14 protein-coding genes are annotated in these 19,222 nt (G+C 60.6%); 6 read left to right on the forward strand and 8 right to left on the reverse strand.

The window, feature by feature from the left end; translation table 11 throughout:
* Window positions 1–24: 24 nt before the first annotated feature.
* Window positions 25–672 carry an HAD family hydrolase gene (locus ACB033_RS08175; RefSeq protein WP_017788078.1) on the reverse strand — a complete coding sequence of 216 codons (648 nt, stop codon included), beginning with the start codon at window positions 670–672 and terminating at the stop codon, window positions 25–27.
* Window positions 672–1,616: a 23S rRNA pseudouridine(955/2504/2580) synthase RluC gene (gene rluC, locus ACB033_RS08180; protein WP_371140442.1), complete on the reverse strand. Its 945-nt coding sequence runs from the start codon at window positions 1,614–1,616 to the stop codon at window positions 672–674. Before rluC ends, ACB033_RS08175 begins: the two co-directional genes overlap by 1 nt.
* Window positions 1,617–2,027: 411 nt before the next feature.
* Between rluC and rne the strand changes: the two genes are divergently transcribed.
* On the forward strand, window positions 2,028–5,156 hold the full coding sequence (gene rne / locus ACB033_RS08185; RefSeq protein WP_371140443.1) for a ribonuclease E: 3,129 nt from the start codon (window positions 2,028–2,030) through the stop codon (window positions 5,154–5,156).
* Window positions 5,157–5,882: 726 nt separating this feature from the next.
* On the opposite strand, the gene ACB033_RS08190 is transcribed toward rne, so the two are convergent.
* The 4 genes from ACB033_RS08190 to apbC form a co-directional block, all read right to left on the reverse strand.
* Window positions 5,883–7,352, reverse strand: a complete 1,470-nt coding sequence (locus tag ACB033_RS08190) for an inorganic phosphate transporter (RefSeq protein WP_017764478.1) — start codon at window positions 7,350–7,352, stop codon at window positions 5,883–5,885.
* A gap of 399 nt (window positions 7,353–7,751) precedes the next feature.
* Complete coding sequence (gene dcd / locus ACB033_RS08195) at window positions 7,752–8,333, reverse strand: dCTP deaminase (RefSeq protein ID WP_005300960.1); 582 nt, start codon at window positions 8,331–8,333, stop codon at window positions 7,752–7,754.
* A 63-nt stretch (window positions 8,334–8,396) separates the two neighbouring features.
* A complete protein-coding gene (gene udk, locus ACB033_RS08200; protein WP_005300963.1) occupies window positions 8,397–9,041 on the reverse strand; it encodes a uridine kinase in 645 nt (214 codons plus the stop codon).
* Window positions 9,042–9,151: 110 nt separating this feature from the next.
* Window positions 9,152–10,234 carry an iron-sulfur cluster carrier protein ApbC gene (gene apbC / locus ACB033_RS08205; RefSeq protein ID WP_017764477.1) on the reverse strand — a complete coding sequence of 361 codons (1,083 nt, stop codon included), beginning with the start codon at window positions 10,232–10,234 and terminating at the stop codon, window positions 9,152–9,154.
* 186 nt (window positions 10,235–10,420) lie between these two features.
* On the opposite strand from apbC, the gene metG reads away from it, so the two are divergent.
* Together metG and ACB033_RS08215 are read left to right on the forward strand one after the other, a co-directional pair.
* On the forward strand, window positions 10,421–12,454 hold the full coding sequence (gene metG, locus ACB033_RS08210; protein ID WP_371140444.1) for a methionine--tRNA ligase: 2,034 nt from the start codon (window positions 10,421–10,423) through the stop codon (window positions 12,452–12,454).
* Window positions 12,455–12,651: 197 nt separating this feature from the next.
* Complete coding sequence (locus ACB033_RS08215; protein WP_010633965.1) at window positions 12,652–13,287, forward strand: glutathione S-transferase family protein; 636 nt, start codon at window positions 12,652–12,654, stop codon at window positions 13,285–13,287.
* An 89-nt stretch (window positions 13,288–13,376) separates the two neighbouring features.
* Here the strand turns inward: ACB033_RS08215 and ACB033_RS08220 are convergent, their stop codons facing one another.
* Window positions 13,377–13,649 (reverse strand): acylphosphatase, encoded by a 273-nt coding sequence (locus ACB033_RS08220; protein ID WP_016350729.1) that lies wholly within the window; start codon window positions 13,647–13,649, stop codon window positions 13,377–13,379.
* Between the two features lie 85 nt (window positions 13,650–13,734).
* On the opposite strand from ACB033_RS08220, the gene ACB033_RS08225 reads away from it, so the two are divergent.
* Both ACB033_RS08225 and ACB033_RS08230 read left to right on the forward strand, forming a co-directional pair.
* A complete protein-coding gene (locus ACB033_RS08225) occupies window positions 13,735–15,165 on the forward strand; it encodes a methyl-accepting chemotaxis protein (RefSeq protein ID WP_371140445.1) in 1,431 nt (476 codons plus the stop codon).
* Window positions 15,166–15,277: 112 nt separating this feature from the next.
* Window positions 15,278–16,471, forward strand: a complete 1,194-nt coding sequence (locus ACB033_RS08230; RefSeq protein WP_371140446.1) for a class I SAM-dependent methyltransferase — start codon at window positions 15,278–15,280, stop codon at window positions 16,469–16,471.
* Window positions 16,472–16,932: 461 nt separating this feature from the next.
* On the opposite strand, the gene ACB033_RS08235 is transcribed toward ACB033_RS08230, so the two are convergent.
* The gene (locus tag ACB033_RS08235) at window positions 16,933–17,577 is read right to left on the reverse strand and encodes a glutathione S-transferase family protein (RefSeq protein WP_371140447.1); all 645 of its coding nucleotides are present in this window, start codon (window positions 17,575–17,577) and stop codon (window positions 16,933–16,935) included.
* Window positions 17,578–17,831: 254 nt separating this feature from the next.
* Here ACB033_RS08235 and ACB033_RS08240 point away from each other — a divergent pair, with 254 nt between their 5' ends.
* Window positions 17,832–19,016 carry an acyltransferase family protein gene (locus ACB033_RS08240; RefSeq protein ID WP_371140448.1) on the forward strand — a complete coding sequence of 395 codons (1,185 nt, stop codon included), beginning with the start codon at window positions 17,832–17,834 and terminating at the stop codon, window positions 19,014–19,016.
* Window positions 19,017–19,222: the final 206 nt, after the last annotated feature.

The following is a 19,222-nucleotide window of genomic DNA, read 5'->3' on the forward strand; positions in this document are numbered from 1 at the left end:
TTTATTGCATCCCGGTGCTTGTCATCAACCCAGCAGCGCCCTCAGCTCCGCCATGGTATCGACCACCGCCAGCGGATGGTGGGCCTGCAGGCGCCCCCGGTCGTGCACGCCCCAGCTTACGCCGATGCGCGGCATGGCCAGCGCCTCGGCCATCGCCATGTCGTGGATGGAGTCACCGATCATCACCGCCTGTGACGGGATCAGCGCCAGCTCGGTCAGGATCTGGGTCAGCATCAGCGGATCAGGCTTGGAATTGGCCTCATCTGCTCCGCGCGTGGCGGCAAAGAGTGGCCGCAATCCGGTTTCATCCAGTACCCTGTCCAATCCCCGCCGTGACTTGCCGGTCGCCACCGCCAGCGCAATCCCCTGCTCGTGCCAGCCGTGCAGCAGCTCCCTCGCCCCGGCAAACAGGGGGCTGGGAGTGGCATCGTGCAGGTAGTGGTGGCGATAGCGGGCGATCAGGGCATTGGCTCGCTCACCGCCCTGCTCCAGGGAAAACAGCCGGGGGATGCCGACCTCCAGACTGAGGCCGATGATCTGGTGAGTGTCGGTGGCGGTGGGCACCAGCTCGGCACAGTCACGGGCGGCGGCAGCCACGCAGGCCACTATCCGGCCCACCGAGTCCATCAGGGTACCGTCCCAGTCGAAAATGGCGAGCCGGATCTGTGGCATCAGCGCGCCAATCCGTTGAGGAAGGTCTCGAGTTCGGGCGACAGGGGCGCTTCGACCTGCATCTCGCGACCATCGGCCGGATGGGTAAAGGTCAGCCGCCAGGCATGCAAGAAGAGCCGTTTCAGGCCTTGGCTGCGCATTTTCTCGTCAAATGCCGCTTCTCCATACTTGTCGTCACACGCGATGGGGTGGCCGGCATGCAGGGTATGCACCCGGATCTGGTGGGTACGGCCGGAGATCGGGCTGCACTCGACCAGGGTTGCTTCGGCGAATTGACGGGCAATGCGAAACCGGGTTTCAGACGGCTTGCCATCGGCACTGACCCGCACGACCCGCTCGCCGGATTGCAGATCATTCTTGCGCAGCGGCGCATTGACCACCTTGACGTGGGGTTGCCATTGGCCACGCACCAGTGCCAGGTACTGTTTGCGCATGGTCTTGACCCGCAGCTGCTCGTGCAGACTACGCAGGGCGCTGCGCTTCTTGGCGACCAGCAGCACACCGGAGGTGTCGCGATCGAGACGATGCACCAGTTCGAGAAAACGGGCTTCCGGGCGCAGGGCGCGCAGCCCTTCGATGACCCCGAAGCTCAACCCGCTGCCGCCGTGAACGGCCATGCCGGACGGCTTGTTGAGCACGATCATGGCGTCGTCTTCAAACAGGATCTGGCTCTCCAGACGCTGGATGCTGCCAAGGTTGGCCGAGGGCAATTCGTTCTTTTCGGCGACTCGCACGGGGGGCACCCGTACCTCGTCCCCGGCGCAGAGTTTGTACTCCGGTTTGATGCGCTTTTTGTTGACGCGCACTTCCCCCTTGCGAAGGATGCGATAGATCAGGCTCTTGGGGACGCCCTTTAGCTGAGTCTTGAGAAAATTGTCGATGCGCTGCCCGTCATGCTCAGCTTCGATGGTGAGCAGCTGCACTTGTTGTTGTATCTGTGTCATGGCGCGGATTTTAACACTGCCGACGGTCCTTGGCTGCATGCTTTGTTGAAAAATGGCGCCTTGCTATAAAAGTGATTTAAATGGGATAATAAACAAGGTTTTGTCATTGTGTTCAAGCCTTGTACTAAGTGGCCAAAAATTATGCCACCCAATCCCGAAACACCGTGTATACAAGAACATGACGGTTCCCGGGTGCGAGGTACAGCGCATGGAGAACGCAAACAGAACCGCCTATTTGTCTCCACACCGGTATCCTTTTCATGCCTTCTCGAGAAGGCTGAACCAGAGTGCCCTTAGTTTGCGCCTCATGCATACCCCAACCGGGAGGTTGCCCCAGTATGCTGAAGACCCGAGGCCGGCGCCGGCAGGATCCTGTGGAGGAAATCAAAATGACAAAATAACGAGAACTCAATGAAAAGAATGCTAATCAACGCGACTCAGGAAGAAGAGTTGCGCGTAGCGCTGGTTGACGGACAACAGCTCTACGATCTGGATATTGAAAGTCCGGGACACGAGCAGAAGAAAGCGAACATTTACAAGGGCAAAATCACCCGCGTAGAACCCAGTCTCGAAGCTGCTTTTGTCGACTATGGCGCCGAGCGCCACGGTTTCCTGCCGTTAAAGGAAATCGCCCGCAATTACTTCCCCTCCGGTTACTCCTATCAGGGTCGTCCCAACATCAAAGAAGTGGTCCGCGAAGGCCAGGAAGTCATCGTCCAGATCGACAAGGAAGAGCGTGGCACCAAGGGTGCAGCCCTCACCACCTTCATCAGTCTGGCCGGCAGCTACCTGGTGCTGATGCCGAACAACCCCCGTGCCGGCGGTATCTCCCGTCGCATCGAGGGCGATGAACGGACTGAACTGAAAGAAGCCCTGAGCGGCCTGACCGTGCCGGACGGCATGGGCCTCATCGTGCGTACCGCCGGTGTGGGCAAGTCCCCGGAAGAGCTGGAATGGGATCTGAACGTTCTGCTCAACCACTGGGACTCCATCCACAAGGCGTCACAGAGCCGCTCCGCGCCGGTGCTGATCCATCAGGAAAGCAACGTCATCGTGCGTGCCATCCGTGATTACCTGCGCCGCGATGTGGGCGAGATCCTGATCGACAACCCGGTCATTTTCGAACGAGCCAAGTCGCACATCGAGCTGGTACGTCCCGATTTCCTCAACCGCGTGAAGCTGTACAAGGGTGAAGTTGCCCTGTTCAACCACTTCCAGATTGAGAGCCAGATCGAGTCTGCCTTCCAGCGTGAAGTGCGCCTGCCCTCCGGCGGCAGCATCGTGATCGATCCGACCGAAGCGCTGACCTCCATCGATATCAACTCCTCCCGCGCCACCAAGGGCGGCGATATCGAAGAGACTGCGCTGCAGACCAACCTGGAAGCGGCCGACGAGATTGCCCGTCAATTGCGTCTGCGTGACCTGGGTGGTCTGATTGTCATCGACTTCATCGACATGACGCCGGTTCGCCATCAGCGCGAAGTGGAAAACCGTCTGCGTGAAGCCGTGCATCAGGACCGTGCCCGCATCCAGCTCGGCCGGATCTCCCGTTTCGGTCTGCTGGAGATGTCTCGTCAGCGTCTGCGTCCCTCCCTCAACGAGTCCAGCAGCCATATCTGCCCCCGTTGCCAGGGTCAGGGCGTGATCCGTGACAACGAATCACTGGCCCTGTCCATCCTGCGTCTCATCGAAGAAGAGGCGATGAAGGACAACACCGAGCAGGTGCATGCTCAGGTGCCGGTCGATGTCGCCGCCTATCTGCTCAACGAGAAGCGCAGCTCCATCGCCAGCCTGGAACAACGCAATGATGTGCGTGTCTACATCATTCCGAACCAGCACCTGGAAACCCCGCACTACGAAGTGACCCGCATCCGTCAGAACGAGATCCCGGAAGCGGCCAGCTACGAGCTGAAAACCGAAATTGCCAAGCCGGTCTACCAGCCGAAACAGGCCCAGACCATCGAGCGCGAGCAGCCCCTGCTGCAAGGCTTCGTCCAGGCACCGCAACCGGCTGCGCCGGCGGCCCCCGCCCCTGTTGCAGCCCCGGTTGCCGAAGAGCCGGGCCTGTTCGGCAAGCTGTTCAAGAGCCTCTCCAACCTGTTCGGCGGCAATGCTGACAGCGCCGAGGTCACCGCGCCTGCCGAGAAACCGGCAACGCGCGAGGCTCGCAAAGAGGACGGTCACCGTCATCAGCGCGATGAATCCCGCAGCCGTGGTCAACGTGGTCGTCGTGACGACAACCGCAGCAGCCGCAACGGCGATGCCGGCGAGAAGCGCGAAGGCGTGGCCAGCCGCGAGAACGGCGAAGGCCGCAACCGTCGCCCACGCAAAGAGCGTGAGCCGCGTCAGGAACGTGAAGCCCGTGGTGACGTGCGCGAACAGCGCATGGAACGTGAACCTCGCGAGGCTCGTGAGCCGCGTCAGGAGCGCGAACCCCGTGCCCCACGTCAGGCTCGTGAGCCCCGCGCTCCGCGTGAACCGCGTGCCGAGGTAGTGGTCGACACGCTGGACAGCGTAGAAGCCGTTGCCACCAACGTGGAACAGCGTCAGGAAAAAGAGCAGAAAGTGGCCGAGCGCCGCGAACGCCGCCAACTGCGCAAGCAAATCCGCGTCGATGCGCCTGCCGATGACGCCGCTGTTGCCCATGCTGCCGATGTAGCGCCGGTTGCCACCGTCGATGCCGTTGACGCGACTGAACAGCAGGATGAGCAGGCAGAAGGCCAGCGTCGTTCCCGCCGTACTCCGCGCAATCAGCGTATCGAAGGCCAACGCCGCAAGCGCATCAACGAAGAAGCTCGCAGCCAGCGTGACGATGAAGAGCAGACTGCCGAAGTCGCTGCACCGACTCTGACTGCCGCCGCGCAAGCCGATGCAGCCCAGGTCAAAGTGGAAGAGCCGGCCGTGCCCGTGATCACCATTCCGAGCGCTGAAGCCGTTGCTGCTGCCCTGCAGGCCTCCTCCGCCCTGACCGAGCACGTGGTTGCCGAGGCCGTCGCCGAAGAAGCCCGCGAGCAGGCCGAAGCCGTTGTCGCCGCTGAACCGGTAGCAACCGTCGTCGAAACCGCCCCCGTGGTGGCCGAACCGGTCATTGCTGCTGTTGAAGCTGCGCCTGTTGCAGTGGAAACCGTGGCAGAGGCGGTCGTTGAGCCCGTACAGGCTGTTGAGACTCCGGTTGTCGAGACCAAACCGGTTGTGGAAGCGACCGTAGAAACCACTCCGGCAGTTGCAGACGTCGTTGCCGCACCGACCGTTGAACCGGTTGCCGCTGTGGCCGAACCTGTTGTCGTTGCAGAGACTGCCAAGGTTGAACCCGCAACCACAGCCCCGGCTGCCAAGCAGGTCAAGCGCGGTGGCAGCCTGCTGGCTGGTGCCCGCAAGGCCTCTGCCCCGATGGCAACTCCGGCCGCCGCCCCTGCCCTGCCGGCACGCGAGCCGGTCGAGTATGCACCCTTGGTGCGCAGCGAAGTGACCACTTCCGGCCGTCATGGTGGCAGTACTGCCGCCGTCAACGTTGCAACCAGCCCGGCCGGTCGTCCCTGATTGACCCGCTAGCCTGATAAAAGAGCCACACAGTGTGTGGCTCTTTTTTTATCTCTCTATGTAGCTCGTATTGACCCAGGAGCAGCGCCTGCAACCCGGTCCATTACCGTCTGCTCATCTTCTTTATGCCACTCTGTGCAAACCTAACCCTGGCTTCTCGCACTGCTGATGGTTACCCGTCATGCTTCCCTACCTCACTATCCAGGCTTCACGCTTCTGATACATCCATATGATCTGAAACCCCGGTCGTTTTACGACAGTAGACATGGTCAGTTGAAACCGCGATTAACACGCCTTGCTCCCCCCCATTCCCGCCGGCTTTCCAAGCAGTGAAGCTGTGATAGCGGAGCAGAACATTGCTCATGGCGTTGCACACTGTCCATTTCTTCTATCGGATATTCACCAACGCACATCTGACTGCCTCGTTACATCATCTGAACTCTGCTGCTCGCGCCGATTGGCCTCCCCATGACTTGAGTGACTGGTCTAACGGGCCACATTTTTGTTGATGTCAAATCCCCTCGCTTTGTAGACGGGTTTCTTTTAAGGTCGTGATATGGGTGAGATCAGTGACGAGTCTTTTACATTGTTTTCAAATATTTAGTTTGATGGCATATAACGAGAGCATTGGCATCCTCGTCAACTACGAAGGTATGGCTGAGTGTTTGTTTTGAAGACATGAAAAAAGGGCCCTTGGGGCCCTTTTGACAATCAGATGGAACTGGTTCAACTGAACAGATGGTTGCTGATCAGGAACAGACCACCGGAGAGCAGCATGGTGAGCGGCAGGGTCAGCACCCAGGCCATCAGAATGGTTTTGATGGTCTGGCTCTGCAGACCCGACTTGTTGGCCACCATGGTCCCCGCTACCGCAGAGGAGAGAATATGGGTGGTGGACACCGGCATGCCGGTCAAACTGGCGATACCGATGGAGGCAGCTGCCGTGATCTGGGCTGCGATCCCCTGGCTATAGGTCATGCCGGAGGAGCCGATCTTCTCGCCTACTGTGTAGACGATACGACGCCAGCCCACCATGGTACCGCAACCAAGCGCCAGGGCGATGGAGACGATAACCCAGGTCGGCGCGTATTCGGCGGTCGCGGTCAGATCCTTGCGCCATTTGGCCAGATCGGTCAGCTCCTTGGCCGGCAGCGGCAGCTTGGAGACCTTGCGGGCTGTATCGTCGATGCACAGCAGCAGGCGACGTACTTCACGACGATCGGTCAGGTCCATCTCTTCATAGGTACGCACCTGGGCAAGACGATTGTCCAGGGTGGCCATGGCCTGCAGTGCACCGGAGGCGGCGCAGTGGGTCATCAGCTCTTCCTGGGCCTGGGCCGGCACCTTGAAGTCCACCACCTTGGAAACCTGCTCATGGTTGCGCTGATAGATCTCCATGATGCGCTGGTTGGCATCCTGGGTGCGATCCAGATCGTAGGAGCGGCTGTTCATGTCCAGCGCGAAGTAGGCCGGCGCCATGCAGATCAGCACCAGCATCACCAGACCGATACCCTTCTGGCCATCGTTGGAGCCGTGCACGAAGCTGACCCCCATGGCAGAAGCTACCAGCGTGAGGCGAGCCCAGAACGGCGGATGCTTCTTGCCATCCACCAGCAGGCGCTCTTCCGGTGTTTTGTGGATCTTGCTGCCCTGCCAGACTCGTTTCATGGCAAACAGCAGTATGGCCGCGATGATGAAACCGACGGTAGGAGAGATGATGAGGGAGAGCATGATATCGATGGCTTTGCCGACGTTGATGCCTTCCTGCAGCGGTTGATGGTTGATCCAGGCATAGGCGCCGCCTACCCCCAGGATGGAGCCGATCAACGTGTGCGAGCTGGATGCGGGGATCCCGAAGAACCAGGTGCCCAGGTTCCACACGATGGCGGAAAACAGCAGGGAGAACACCATGATAAGACCCTGGGTAGAGTCCATTCCGAGCAGCAGATCGATGGGCAGCAGGTGAACAATGGCATAGGCCACCCCCAAGCCGCCCATCATGACCCCGGCAAAGTTGAACAGACCGGAGGCCACCACGGCCGTATGTGCCGGCATCGCCTTGGTATAGATGACCGTTGCTACCGCGTTGGCGGTATCGTGAAAGCCATTGATGAACTCATAAGCCAACACAAAAAAAACGGCCAATACCAAACCGATTGACCACCACAAACCCAAACCACTAAACATTTCAAACATAAAAAACGAACCTGTTTATGAGTTGCGGCGGATTATGCCAGAAGGCTGGTAACGCCATACCCGTTGTTGAAATATTTCAGTAAGAAAAAAAAAGAGCATTCAGCCAAAAAATAGCTTAGTGCCAGTCACCATGCGGCTTGTCTTGGATTAATTAAACAGACCTTGCCTGACAAAAACAGTCCCCAAACGGGAACAATTCATCATTTCTGGCCACTCCAATCCCCCTCCACAGGTGCGCGTTGCGTCAATCTTGGACCGATCCAAAAGGGAAAATTGCACAAGGAACCGACAACTTCCCTGCCGACGCAGGTTGCCACCACCATGGATAAGGGCGCCGTTGCAGGCGCCCTTCTTTAGCATGTTGTCTCTTGTCGACGGCCAAGGATCACGCAGGCCAGATCAGTCCTGGTTGATGCGGCTGGCCACGGCGCCCTGCTGGCTCTTGTACTTGGCGTTTTCCCGCTTGTTGTAGGGACGCGCCGCCACACCGGAGAGCATCTCGAAGTTCAGCGCACCTATCTTCATCTTGGGGCGCAGCGCCAGCGGCAGCTTGCCACCGTTGTAGAACTCCAGCACGATGCGACCGGACCAGCCCGGATCGATGCGGTGTGCGGTCACATGTACCATGAGGCCCAGGCGGGCCAGGGAGGAGCGGCCGTCAAGCCAGCCGACGATATCTGCCGGCAGGGTAACCGATTCATAAGTGACCGCCAGCGCCAACTGGCCCGGGTGCAGATAGAAGGCTTCCCCATCGGGAATGTGGATTTCGTCGCTCATCACCCGATCGATGGCATCGGCCATCTCGCTGCTCGGCCCGCTCAGATCAATATAGGGGGCGGTGTGATCGCGAAAGACCCGAAACTCGTTGCCCAGCAGCACGTCGACGCTGACGCCACTGATCCGTTCAATACCGGGTCTTGGCTCAATGACGATCTTGCCTTCATCCAGATGACGTTCGATATCGGTATCACAAAGACGCATTGGGCGACTCTCCTGACAAATTGTTCATTTAAAAAAGCCGGGCATCACCCGGCTTGATATCTCTCAACCGATCAACATATGGCGGATCCGCGCCTTGAGCATGTCGATGGCGATGCGGTTCTTGCCGCCACGGGGCACGATCACGTCCGCGTACTGCTTGGAAGGCTCGATAAACTGCAGGAACATGGGACGCACCGTCTTCTGGTACTGCTTGAGCACCGAATCCATGGTCCGGCCGCGCTCCTGCACGTCGCGCACCAGGCGGCGCAGCAGGCAGATGTCGAGCGGGGTATCCATGAAGATGGAGGCATCCATCAGATCGCGCAAGCGGCTGTCGGTCAGCAGCAGGATCCCTTCCAGAATGATCACCCGGCGCGGGGCAAAGGGGGTCACATCGCTCATGCGGGTGTGTTCGGTATAGGAGTACTGGGGTATGTTGACGGCATCCCCCTGCACCAGCTGGCTCAAGTGTTGTACCAGCAGGTCGTGATCCAGTGCGTTGGGGTGGTCATAGTTGGTCTTGACCCGCTCTTCCATGGTCAGGTGGGTCTGATCGCGATAGTAGCAATCCTCGGTGATCACGCCAATTTGACCGGCTCCCAGCTCGGCCACCAGCTCTTCATAGATGGTTTGGGCTATAAGACTTTTGCCGGACGCGGATGCACCAGCAATACCGATGATCACACACGAATGTTGAGTATCAGACATTGAAAAATACCTAAAGAGAAGAGCAGTGGGGATTGTTTAAACCGATCCATTATATAAAAAAGGGTGAGCCCTGCCCACCCTCAAATCCACCCCAAACGGCCGACCGCCGATTATTCATCCAGCGCCATGGCATAGAGGGGGGTCGCAATCGGTTTTCCGCTGAAATAGAGTTCAGCCCCCACCCGACGGGCCAGTTTCAGATAGGCCTCTGCCAGCTCCCCTTTCGGTGCGCCGAACACGGTCGGGCAGCCATCGTCCATGTGTTTGCGGATGTCGATGTGCAGTGGCAACTGACCCAGCAGGGCCACCTGATACTGCTCGGCCATCTTCTGACCACCACCAGTACCGAACAGCGCCTCATGATGACCACAGGCGCTGCAGACGTGATAACTCATGTTCTCGACGATGCCGAGCACGGGCACATTGACCTTGTTGAACATGGCCACCCCCTTGCGCGCATCCGCCAGCGCCACATCCTGAGGAGTGGTGACGATCACCGCTGCCGTGGTCGGTACCTGCTGGGCCAGGGTGAGCTGGATGTCGCCGGTGCCCGGCGGCATGTCCACCACCAGGTAGTCCACCTCGCCCCAGCGGGTCTCGTGGAGGATCTGGGCCAGCGCCTTGCTCGCCATGGGGCCGCGCCAGATGGTGGCATCCTGCTCGGAGACCAGATAGCCGATGCTGTTGCTCTTGAGGCCACAGGCCATCACAGGCTCCATCAGCTTGCCGTCATGGCTGACGGGGCGCTCCTTGAGGGTTCCGGTCATGGTCGGAATGGAGGGACCGTAGATATCCGCATCCAGAATGGCGACCCGCGCCCCCTCCTTTTGCAGTGCCAGCGCCAGGTTGACGGCGGTGGTGGACTTGCCCACCCCGCCCTTGCCGGAGGCGACCACGATGATGTTGCGAATGCCCTGCACCGCCGCCAGCCCCTGCGCCCGCGGCATGCTGGCCACCTCGATCTCGCCCACCCAGTCGATACGGGTCGCACCGGTAACGCTGCGCAGCCGGGCATCGAAGTCCTGCTGGATCTGCTCGAACAGGGAGTGGCCGGCGAAAGGCAACACCAGCTTGATGGTGAGCGCCGAACCCTGTTTGTCGATGCTGCGTACGAAGCCGGCAGCCACCAGATCCTTGCCCCACCCTGTCGGCTTAAATTCGGCTAGGATCTGTTTTACTGAATCAATCACCATTAACTCCTCATTATCTTGTCATTATCTTGAGGTGAACGGTTACCGCACACAAATCAGTGGCTTGCCTGCTTGCCGACCGGCGTGCGCCGGCGGGCAGGACGAGCCACAACCCTAGGCAGGCTACCCCCAATTCGGGTAACATGCACGGCACTCTATCATCCCAACAAGCACATCAAGAACGACTATATGGCAACTGATCCTCGTACAATGCTGGTAACCTGCGCCCTTCCCTATGCCAATGGCTCCATCCATCTTGGCCACATGCTGGAACACATCCAGGCCGATATCTGGGTTCGTTATCAGCGAATGCGCGGTCACCAGGTGCACTTTGTCTGTGCCGACGATGCCCACGGCACCCCGATCATGCTCAAGGCCCAACAGCTGGGGATCACCCCGGAAGAGATGATCGCGGCCGTCTCCCAGGAGCACCAGGCCGACTTCGCCGGCTTCAACATCAGCTTTGACAACTATCACTCCACCCACAGCGACGAGAACCGCGAGCTGGCGGAGCTGATCTACGGTCGTCTGCAGGCCGGCGGCAAGATCAAGAGCCGCACCATCTCCCAGCTGTTCGATCCGGAAAAATCCATGTTCCTGCCGGATCGTTTCGTCAAGGGCACCTGCCCCAAGTGCAAGTCCCCGGAGCAGTATGGCGACAACTGTGACAGCTGCGGCGCCACCTACAGCCCAACTGAGCTCATCGACCCGAAATCTGCCGTCTCCGGCGCCACCCCGGTGATGAAGGACTCCGAGCACTTCTTCTTCGACCTGCCGCAGTTTGAAACCTGGCTGGCCGACTGGGTGCGCGGCTCCGGCGCCATTCAGGAAGAGATGGCCAACAAGATGCAGGAGTGGTTCGAAAGCGGCCTGCAGCAGTGGGACATCACTCGCGACGCTCCCTACTTCGGGTTCGAAATTCCGGGCGCCCCGGGCAAGTACTTCTACGTCTGGCTGGATGCCCCCATCGGTTACATGGCGTCGTTCAAGAACCTGTGCAACAAGCGCGGCGACATCGATTTTGACAGTTACTGGAAAGCGGACTCCGACGCCGAGCTCTACCACTTCATCGGCAAGGACATCGCCTACTTCCACTGCCTGTTCTGGCCGTCCATGCTGGAAGGCGCGGGCTTCCGCAAGCCGACCAAGGTCAACGTGCACGGCTACGTGACCGTCAACGGCGCCAAGATGTCCAAGTCCAAGGGCACCTTCATCAAGGCCTCCACCTATCTCAATCACCTGGATCCGGAGTGCCTGCGTTACTACTACGCCGCCAAGCTCAACAGCCGCATCGACGATCTGGACTTGAACCTCGAAGACTTCGTGCAGCGCGTCAACGCCGACGTGGTCAACAAGCTGGTCAACCTCGCTTCCCGTAACGCCGGCTTCATCGCCAAGCGCTTCGACGGCAAGCTGGCCGCCACCTGCGCCGAGCCTGAGCTCTACGCCGAGTTCGCCAACGCCCGCACCGCCATCGCCGAGGCCTACGAGAGCCGCGAGTTCAGCCGCGCCATCCGCGAGATCATGGCACTGGCCGACAAAGCCAACCGCTACGTGGACGACAAGGCCCCCTGGGTCATCGCCAAGCAGGAAGGGGCGGATGCCGAGCTGCAAGCGGTCTGCTCCGTCGGCATCAACCTGTTCCGCGTGCTGATGGCCTACCTCAAGCCCGTCATGCCGCTGCTGGCCGAACGTGCCGAGGCCTTCCTGGCCGAGACCCTCAGCTGGGATGGTATCGCCACCCCGCTGGTCGACCACACCGTCGCCCCGTTCAAGGCGCTCTTCTCCCGTATCGAGCCGGCCAAGATTGACGCCATGATCGAGGCCTCCAAGGAGGATCTGGCCAAGGAGCAGGCACCGAAAGCAACCGGCCCGCTGGTTGATGACCCCATCAGCGAAACCATCGCCTACGATGACTTCGCCAAGATTGACCTGCGCGTGGCGCTGATCACCAAGGCCGAAGCGGTGCCGGAAGCGGACAAGCTGCTCAAGCTGCAACTGGACATCGGTGGCGAGACCCGTCAGGTGTTTGCCGGCATCAAGTCCGCCTACAACCCGGAAGATCTGGAAGGCAAGCTGACCGTGATGGTGGCCAACCTGGCCCCGCGCAAGATGCGCTTTGGCATGTCTGAAGGCATGGTGCTGGCCGCCGGCCCGGGTGGCAAAGATCTCTGGATCCTGGAGCCACAGGAAGGTGCCCAGCCTGGCATGCGCGTCAAATAAGCGCTGCCGCAGCCGCTAGCAACGAGGGAGGCCTGGGGCCTCCCTTTTATTTTCTCTCTTTCCTCCTCCCCCTCTCCCGCTGATTGCGCCGTTTTGTGCTTTGCCTCCCCCCTTGGGTGCTTGTTGCTCCCGATCAATTTGCCTAGACTGGCGATTCACTTCGGGCCCATGGCCCATTCATCAGGCAAGGAGCAAGCATGATCACCTTATATGGCACCCCCGTCAGCCGTGCCCTGCGCGTATCCTGGTTACTGGAAGAGCTGGACGTGGCATGGCAGTTCCAGTTTCTCGACTTCGCCAAGGGCGAGAACCGCAGCGACTGGTTTTTGACCCTCAACCCGAGCGGCAAGATGCCGGTGCTCAAGGACGGGGAGTTCGTGTTGACCGAGTCCGCCGCCATCATGCAGTACCTGGCCGAGGTGTATGGCCCGAACTGGCTGCCGGCCAGAGGGACCCAGGCCTCGGCGTTGCACGCCCAGTGGGTCAGTTTCATCACCTGCGAGCTGGAGCAGCCGCTGTGGACCATCGGCAAACACCGCTTCGCCCTGCCCGAGGCCCAGCGTCTGCCGGCCATCTTCCCCACCGCCAAGTGGGAGTTCGACAAGGCAGCGGCCATCGCCGAATCCTGGGTGCCCGAGCAGGGTTACCTGCTGGGTGAGCAGGTAACCATCGCCGATCTGCTGCTGGCCCATACCCTGATGTGGGCCACCCGCTTCGAGCAGACCATTCCACCCAAACTCGCGGCCTATCGGGATCGCCTGGCCAAGCGCCCCGCCCTGCAGGCGGTGCTGGCCAAGACCCAGGCCATCGCCGACGCCGCTCAGGCTGGCTGATCTGCGGACAAGAAACCCTCAATGCAAACGGGAGCCCGCAAGGCTCCCGTTTTTCATGGTTGTTCGGTATCATTGGCGTGGCAGGGCGCTCAATTGGTATGAAAGCCGCTCCCCTTGGGTGGCGGCGCCGCTTCATACTCCATCCGGGTCACCTCGGCGGTGCGCGGGCCGCGCTCCAACCAGCCCAGCATCATTTGCACGCTCTGCTCCGGCCCGCAGATGAGGATCTCCACCGAGCCATCTTCCAGGTTGTAGGCATGGCCCCGCAGCCCCAGTTGCAGCGCCCGCTCCCGGGTGAAGTAACGAAACCCCACCCCCTGCACCAGGCCCCACACTCGCACGACAAACGATTGCTCTCCCATTTCTCACACCTTCCCCTTAAGAAATTTCCCTCCAAGGCGATAATGAGCGCGACACTCTCATCCCCTTGCAGGACGCAATACCATTATGAAAGAAGTAAAGTTTCGGTGGGTTGACCGTTATCTCATTCACCTCACGATCAGCGAAAAATTTCTCATCACCTTCTGGTGCCCGCTGCTGTTCATCGCCTTTATCAGCTGGTACCTGCTGGCAGACGGCCATCAGCAGGAGATGCAACTGCGCCTGGATCAGCTCAAGCAGCGGGTCGAACTGAGCGCCCAGCTGGCCAGCCAGCACGCCGATCTGACCCTGCCCGCCGAGCTCACGCTGAGCCCGACTGGCAGCACAGGGTTGACCCAGCAGGACGACATCTATCGATACGGCGCCAGCGCCGGTCAGGCCGGGGTCGTCACCGGGACCCTGGATGCCTCCCGCTACTCCCTGTGGGATGGCCAAGGAACCACCCTCACCATCATCGCCGTGCTGGCCGCCCTGCTGGCCCTGGTGACCCACTACCTGATGACCTTCGTGTCGGGGGCGCTCTACTCCACCAACAAGGCGCTGCAGACAGTGGCGGATGGCGATCTCACCTTCCGCCTCAACTTCTTCCCGGTGCGCGACGAGTTCTCCATTCTGGCCGGCAGCATCGACCGCTTCACCGACCGCCAGCACAAGATAGTACAGCTGGTGGAAGAGTCCGCCGAGGCGCTGACCATGGCGGCCGACGAGTTTCGCGATCATGCCAGCGAAGGCGAAACCATGGCCCGCTCCCAGCGCCAGCACATGGACTCCCTGGCCGCCGCCATGGAGCAGATGTCCGCCGCCATTCGCGAGGTGGCCCGCAACGCCAACGACACCCTGCAGCAGACCCGCCAGTCGAGCGAAGAGGCGGCCAATGGCGCCTCCCGAGTATCGCGCACTATCACCGCCATCCGCACCCTGGCCGACGAGATCGGCAACGCCTCCGGCGCGGTGGAGCGGCTGACCCACAATGCCAATCGCATCAACGAAGTGGTCAACGTCATCAACGCCATCTCCCAGCAGACCAACCTGCTGGCCCTCAACGCTGCCATAGAAGCGGCCCGCGCCGGCGAGCAGGGCCGTGGCTTCGCGGTGGTGGCCGACGAGGTTCGCACCCTGGCCAGCCGTACCCAGCAGGCCACGGTAGAGATCCAGCAGATGATTGAAGAGCTGCAGGCCGGCACCGGGGCACTGAACGACATCATGGAGAAGACGGTGGAGCGGGCGGCCAGCAGTCAGCAGCTCATCAGCGAGGTGGGGCTAGACATCGACAAGCTCAGCAACCACAGCGATGCTGTGCTGGAGATGAGCACCCAGATCGCCACTTCGAGCGAACAGCAGAGCTCGGTGGCCGAAGAGATCACCCGCAATCTGGATCAGGTGCGCCATGAAGCGGGCCAGGTGGAAGCGTCCGCCAGCGCCTCGGTGGCCGGCACTGCCGGCCTCAAGGCCACCGCCACCGAGCTGGCCCAGGCATTGAAAGGGCTAAAGATCTGATTTTTTAACAACAAGCGCCCAGAGCCTGACGCTATCTGCCAAGGTTGTTTGAGTTTTGCCAGCGGGCCACATAGAATGTGGCCCCTTTTCTTTTGACCATCTGGCAACTCCCATGAGCGCTTCCATCTATCTCGTCAAAGGCCGCGAAAAATCCCTGCTGCGTCGCCACCCCTGGATCTTCTCCAAGGGGATCGAGCGGGTTCAGGGCAACCCCATTGACGGCGATACCGTCGAGATCCTCACCCATGACGGCAAGTGGCTCGCCCGTGGCGCCTGGTCCGGCAGCTCCCAGATCCGCGCCCGGGTCTGGACCTTCGACAAGGATGAAACCGTCGACCTCGACTTCTTCATACGCCGCCTGAAATACGCCCAGGAGTCCCGAGACGGCCTCATCAAGCGTCAGGGCCTCACCGGCTATCGTCTGTGCGCCGCCGAGTCCGACGGTCTGCCGGGCTTGACCATCGACCGCTACGCCGATTTTCTGGTGTGCCAAATTCTCTCCGCCGGTGCCGAGTTCCAGCGTGAGCTGATCACCCAGGCACTGCGCACCCTCTACCCCGAGTGCAGCATCTATGAGCGCTCCGACGTTGCGGTGCGTAAGAAGGAAGGGCTGAAAGAGCGCACCGGCGTCATCTATGGTGAGACCCCGAACGAGCCGGTGGTGATCGAGGAGAACGGCGGCGTCAAGATCCTGGTGGACATTCGCAACGGCCACAAGACCGGCTTCTATCTGGATCAGCGTGACAACCGCCAGGCCGCCGCCAAGTACACCGAAGGCAAGCGGGTGCTCAACTGCTTCTGCTACACCGGTGGTTTTGGCGTTTATGCCCTCAAGGGCGGCGCCAAGGAGGTGGTCAACGTCGATCTCTCCCAGAATGCGCTGGACATCGCCCGCCAGAATGCCGAACTGAACGGTCTCGATACCAGCAACACCCAGTTCGTCCGTCACGACGTGTTCAAGCTGCTGCGTGAATACCGCGAGAAGGGCGAGAAGTTTGACGTCATCGTGCTGGATCCGCCCAAGTTTGCCGAGAGCAAGGCCCAGCTGCTGGGTGCCTGCCGCGGCTACAAGGACATCAACATGCTGGCGTTCCAGCTGTTGGCGCCGGGTGGCGTGCTGCTGACCTACTCCTGCTCCGGCCTGATGGAGCAGAGCCTGTTCCAGAAGATCGTCGCCGACGCAGCGCTCGATGCCGGCCGCGACACCCAGATCTTGGAGCTCTTGTCCCAGGCCTCCGATCACCCCATCGGTACCGCCTATCCGGAAGGCTTCTACCTCAAGGGACTGGTGGTGCGCGCCCGCTAAGCCGAGCAGACCAGCGCTGCCCCCCTTGTCCCCGGTTCCAGATCCGGGCAGTGGTTCGGCAAGCCATCAAAAAGCCCGCTATTGTAGCGGGCTTTTTATATGCGCCGCCGAAGAGATTGCTCCTTTGCTTCTCCTCCAGCGGCGATGGGTACCCCCATCTCTCCTCTTCGACTGACTGCAGCCATCCTCAATCTGGAATTGCCCCATCGTTAGCCCGCTTCTCATGCCTCTTTCACCCTTGGCATGGCATACACAGCCCACCAGCAGGGACTGCCCGGCATTTTTTTTATGCAAAAACATGAAATGTTACGCACCAACATTAAAAATTACTCGGGAAAATATCGGCCATAAACGCATACTCACTCACCTGAATGAATATTGTTGTTTTCCCCTGTGGTTGGTCACACCCTGCCTCTCCCGGCTCGTCAAAGCACCAGGTCGGTAGGAATGCATCATTCCATTCAGTCACGCGCTGGCGCCCCCAACGGGAAGTAGTTCCGAAATGGTCTGGCCTCCTCCACCACCCGCACGATGGAGGGACAGCTGAGTAGACGGGCGCGATAGGCACGCAGGCAGCCATGGCTAGCGGGGATCTCGTGGGCCCAGTCGGCGTAGAAGAGCGAGGGCGCGGCGGCGCAATCGGCCAGCGTGAAGTCTGCGCCGGCAATCCAGTGGCGCCCTTCCAGCCGCTGATCGAGCCAGGGGTAGATCTGATCGAGCAGCTCGCGGGCCTCCACTACGCCATAGCGGTCACGCTCAGCGGCCGGGCGCAGCATATCCAGCACCACTTTTTGCATCGGCGTCATCACATAGTTGTCGAAGACGCGATCCAGCATATGCACTTCCAAGCCCGCATCGCCAGGCGGGATCAGGCAGACGGGGCCCGGGTGGTGCGCCTGCAGATGGGCGACTATGGTGCTGCTCTCGAGGATGCAGCGACCGTCATCCAGCAGCACCGGGAAGCGCTTGAGCGGCCAGAGGGCGGCAAGCTCGGCGTTAGCCGCCGGCTCTTCCAGATTCCGGTACTCGAACGGGGTGGCATTCTCGTAGAGAGCGATCAACACCTTCTGGCTGTAGGACGAGAAAGGATGGGCATAGAGTTTCATCGGGATGCTCCTGGCACTCTTGCGGATGACTTTCCAAGTCTAGATCCCCTCTTCATCTTCAATGCCGCGCTCATCCCTTGCTGGTTTTTGGATGATAAATGCGCATTCATGACGAAAATCACACCCGTATGGCTCTCTTTTAGGTAGGGTGATCCCGCCTGTGGCCGCCAAGCCAGGGCAGTCGACTCATTGATGAGCGGCACCACAACAAAAATCGATGTCAGGCCAAGCTGAACATCATCAAGGATCCCGTCATGAATCAATCATTGCCGCTGTTGACACCGCTGCGGGGCATCGCTGCCCTGATGGTGGTGCTGTTCCACGCCCGCTTGCTGCTCTTTCCCCAGTGGATGGAGCCCATCGCCGGCCACACCCAACTCATCGAGAACGGCTACCTCTGGGTCGATCTGTTCTTTATTTTGAGCGGGCTGGTGCTGGCCCATGTCTACGGGGAGGCGTTCGCCCACACGCCCCGCACCATAAGTTATGGCCGCTTCCTCTGGCTGCGACTGACCCGGGTTTATCCCCTCTACCTGGTGACCCTGCTGCTGCTGGTGGGCTGGGAGCTCTACAAGGCCCACCATGGGATTGGCTTCTACGCCGGCCCCCTGTTCAAGATGTGGGAGTGGGAAGGGATGCCCCCCTTCGGCTCCCCTTTTACCCCGGCCGAGGCGCTGCCAAGCAGCCTGTTGCTGCTGCAGGTGGTGACCGATCAGGGGTTGACCTGGAACTTCGCCGCCTGGTCGCTGAGCGTGGAGTGGATCAGCTATCTGCTGTTTCCGCTGCTCATTCCGCTCGCCGTCACCCGCAGCCGCTGGAGCAACCTCGCCCCCTTGCTGGCCCTGACTGTGCTGGCCTTTATCGTGCACAGCCGGGGTACCCTGGATGTCACCAGCGGGGCACTGGCCATCGGGCGCGGGGTGAGTGAATTCGTGCTCGGTCTCTGGCTGCTGCCGAAGGTCAAGGCCGCCCGCCAGTGGCCCATGATGCAGCAAGATCTGCCGCTGCTGCTCGCCTTTCTGCTCCCCTTCGCGCTGATGCAGTTCACCATGACGCAGCAGCTGACCCTGCTGCTGATCAGCGCCTACGTGTTGCTGATCTGGATTGCCGCCTGCCAGGGCGATCGCCAGAGCCCGCTGCTGCGCCTCCTGGATAACCGCTTCACCAACTGGCTGGGGGATCTCTCCTACTCCATCTACCTGCTCCACGCCCTGGTACTGCTCACCGGCTGCGAGCTTGCCCACTATCTGGCGCCGGGGCTCACTGCGTGGTGGTATGCCCAGACCAACCCCTTGCTGGGGGTGCTGGCCACCTTGTTGATGCTGGCGGTGCTGATCGGTCTCTCGGCGCTGAGCTACACCCTGCTGGAGCGGCCGCTGCAACGGCGCCTGCGCCGGCTCGGCAAGGCTCGCCAGCCGGTGATGGAGCAAGCCGGCTAAGTCCCCCACCAAGATGGCCCCGATGGCAGCATGGCTTGCCTTCGGGGCGATACCAGGGGAGGCCTTGCCAACGTCATGGCGAAGGCTGCCCCCTCCCTTTGAACCCGCCAATTCCCTGTGCTTTGTGTGAATTCCAGTTCGAACCAGAGCGGCCATTTGTGGCATAATGGCCCGTCCTGTGGCCCTTGGCGGGGCTGCGCCGGCGC

The organism is Aeromonas sp. S15(2024) (genome assembly GCF_041402265.1).
Classification (GTDB): Bacteria; Pseudomonadota; Gammaproteobacteria; order Enterobacterales; family Aeromonadaceae; genus Aeromonas; species Aeromonas dhakensis.

What these genes read in the sequence shown, in the direction of transcription:
- ACB033_RS08175 (WP_017788078.1), bottom strand. Translation starts at nt 672, where the DNA reads ATGCCACAGATCCGGCTCGCCATTTTCGACTGGGACGGTACCCTGATG.
- rluC (WP_371140442.1), bottom strand. Translation starts at nt 1,616, where the DNA reads ATGACACAGATACAACAACAAGTGCAGCTGCTCACCATCGAAGCTGAG.
- rne (WP_371140443.1), top strand. Translation starts at nt 2,028, where the DNA reads ATGAAAAGAATGCTAATCAACGCGACTCAGGAAGAAGAGTTGCGCGTA.
- ACB033_RS08190 (WP_017764478.1), bottom strand. Translation starts at nt 7,352, where the DNA reads ATGTTTGAAATGTTTAGTGGTTTGGGTTTGTGGTGGTCAATCGGTTTG.
- dcd (WP_005300960.1), bottom strand. Translation starts at nt 8,333, where the DNA reads ATGCGTCTTTGTGATACCGATATCGAACGTCATCTGGATGAAGGCAAG.
- udk (WP_005300963.1), bottom strand. Translation starts at nt 9,041, where the DNA reads ATGTCTGATACTCAACATTCGTGTGTGATCATCGGTATTGCTGGTGCA.
- apbC (WP_017764477.1), bottom strand. Translation starts at nt 10,234, where the DNA reads ATGGTGATTGATTCAGTAAAACAGATCCTAGCCGAATTTAAGCCGACA.
- metG (WP_371140444.1), top strand. Translation starts at nt 10,421, where the DNA reads ATGGCAACTGATCCTCGTACAATGCTGGTAACCTGCGCCCTTCCCTAT.
- ACB033_RS08215 (WP_010633965.1), top strand. Translation starts at nt 12,652, where the DNA reads ATGATCACCTTATATGGCACCCCCGTCAGCCGTGCCCTGCGCGTATCC.
- ACB033_RS08220 (WP_016350729.1), bottom strand. Translation starts at nt 13,649, where the DNA reads ATGGGAGAGCAATCGTTTGTCGTGCGAGTGTGGGGCCTGGTGCAGGGG.
- ACB033_RS08225 (WP_371140445.1), top strand. Translation starts at nt 13,735, where the DNA reads ATGAAAGAAGTAAAGTTTCGGTGGGTTGACCGTTATCTCATTCACCTC.
- ACB033_RS08230 (WP_371140446.1), top strand. Translation starts at nt 15,278, where the DNA reads ATGAGCGCTTCCATCTATCTCGTCAAAGGCCGCGAAAAATCCCTGCTG.
- ACB033_RS08235 (WP_371140447.1), bottom strand. Translation starts at nt 17,577, where the DNA reads ATGAAACTCTATGCCCATCCTTTCTCGTCCTACAGCCAGAAGGTGTTG.
- ACB033_RS08240 (WP_371140448.1), top strand. Translation starts at nt 17,832, where the DNA reads ATGAATCAATCATTGCCGCTGTTGACACCGCTGCGGGGCATCGCTGCC.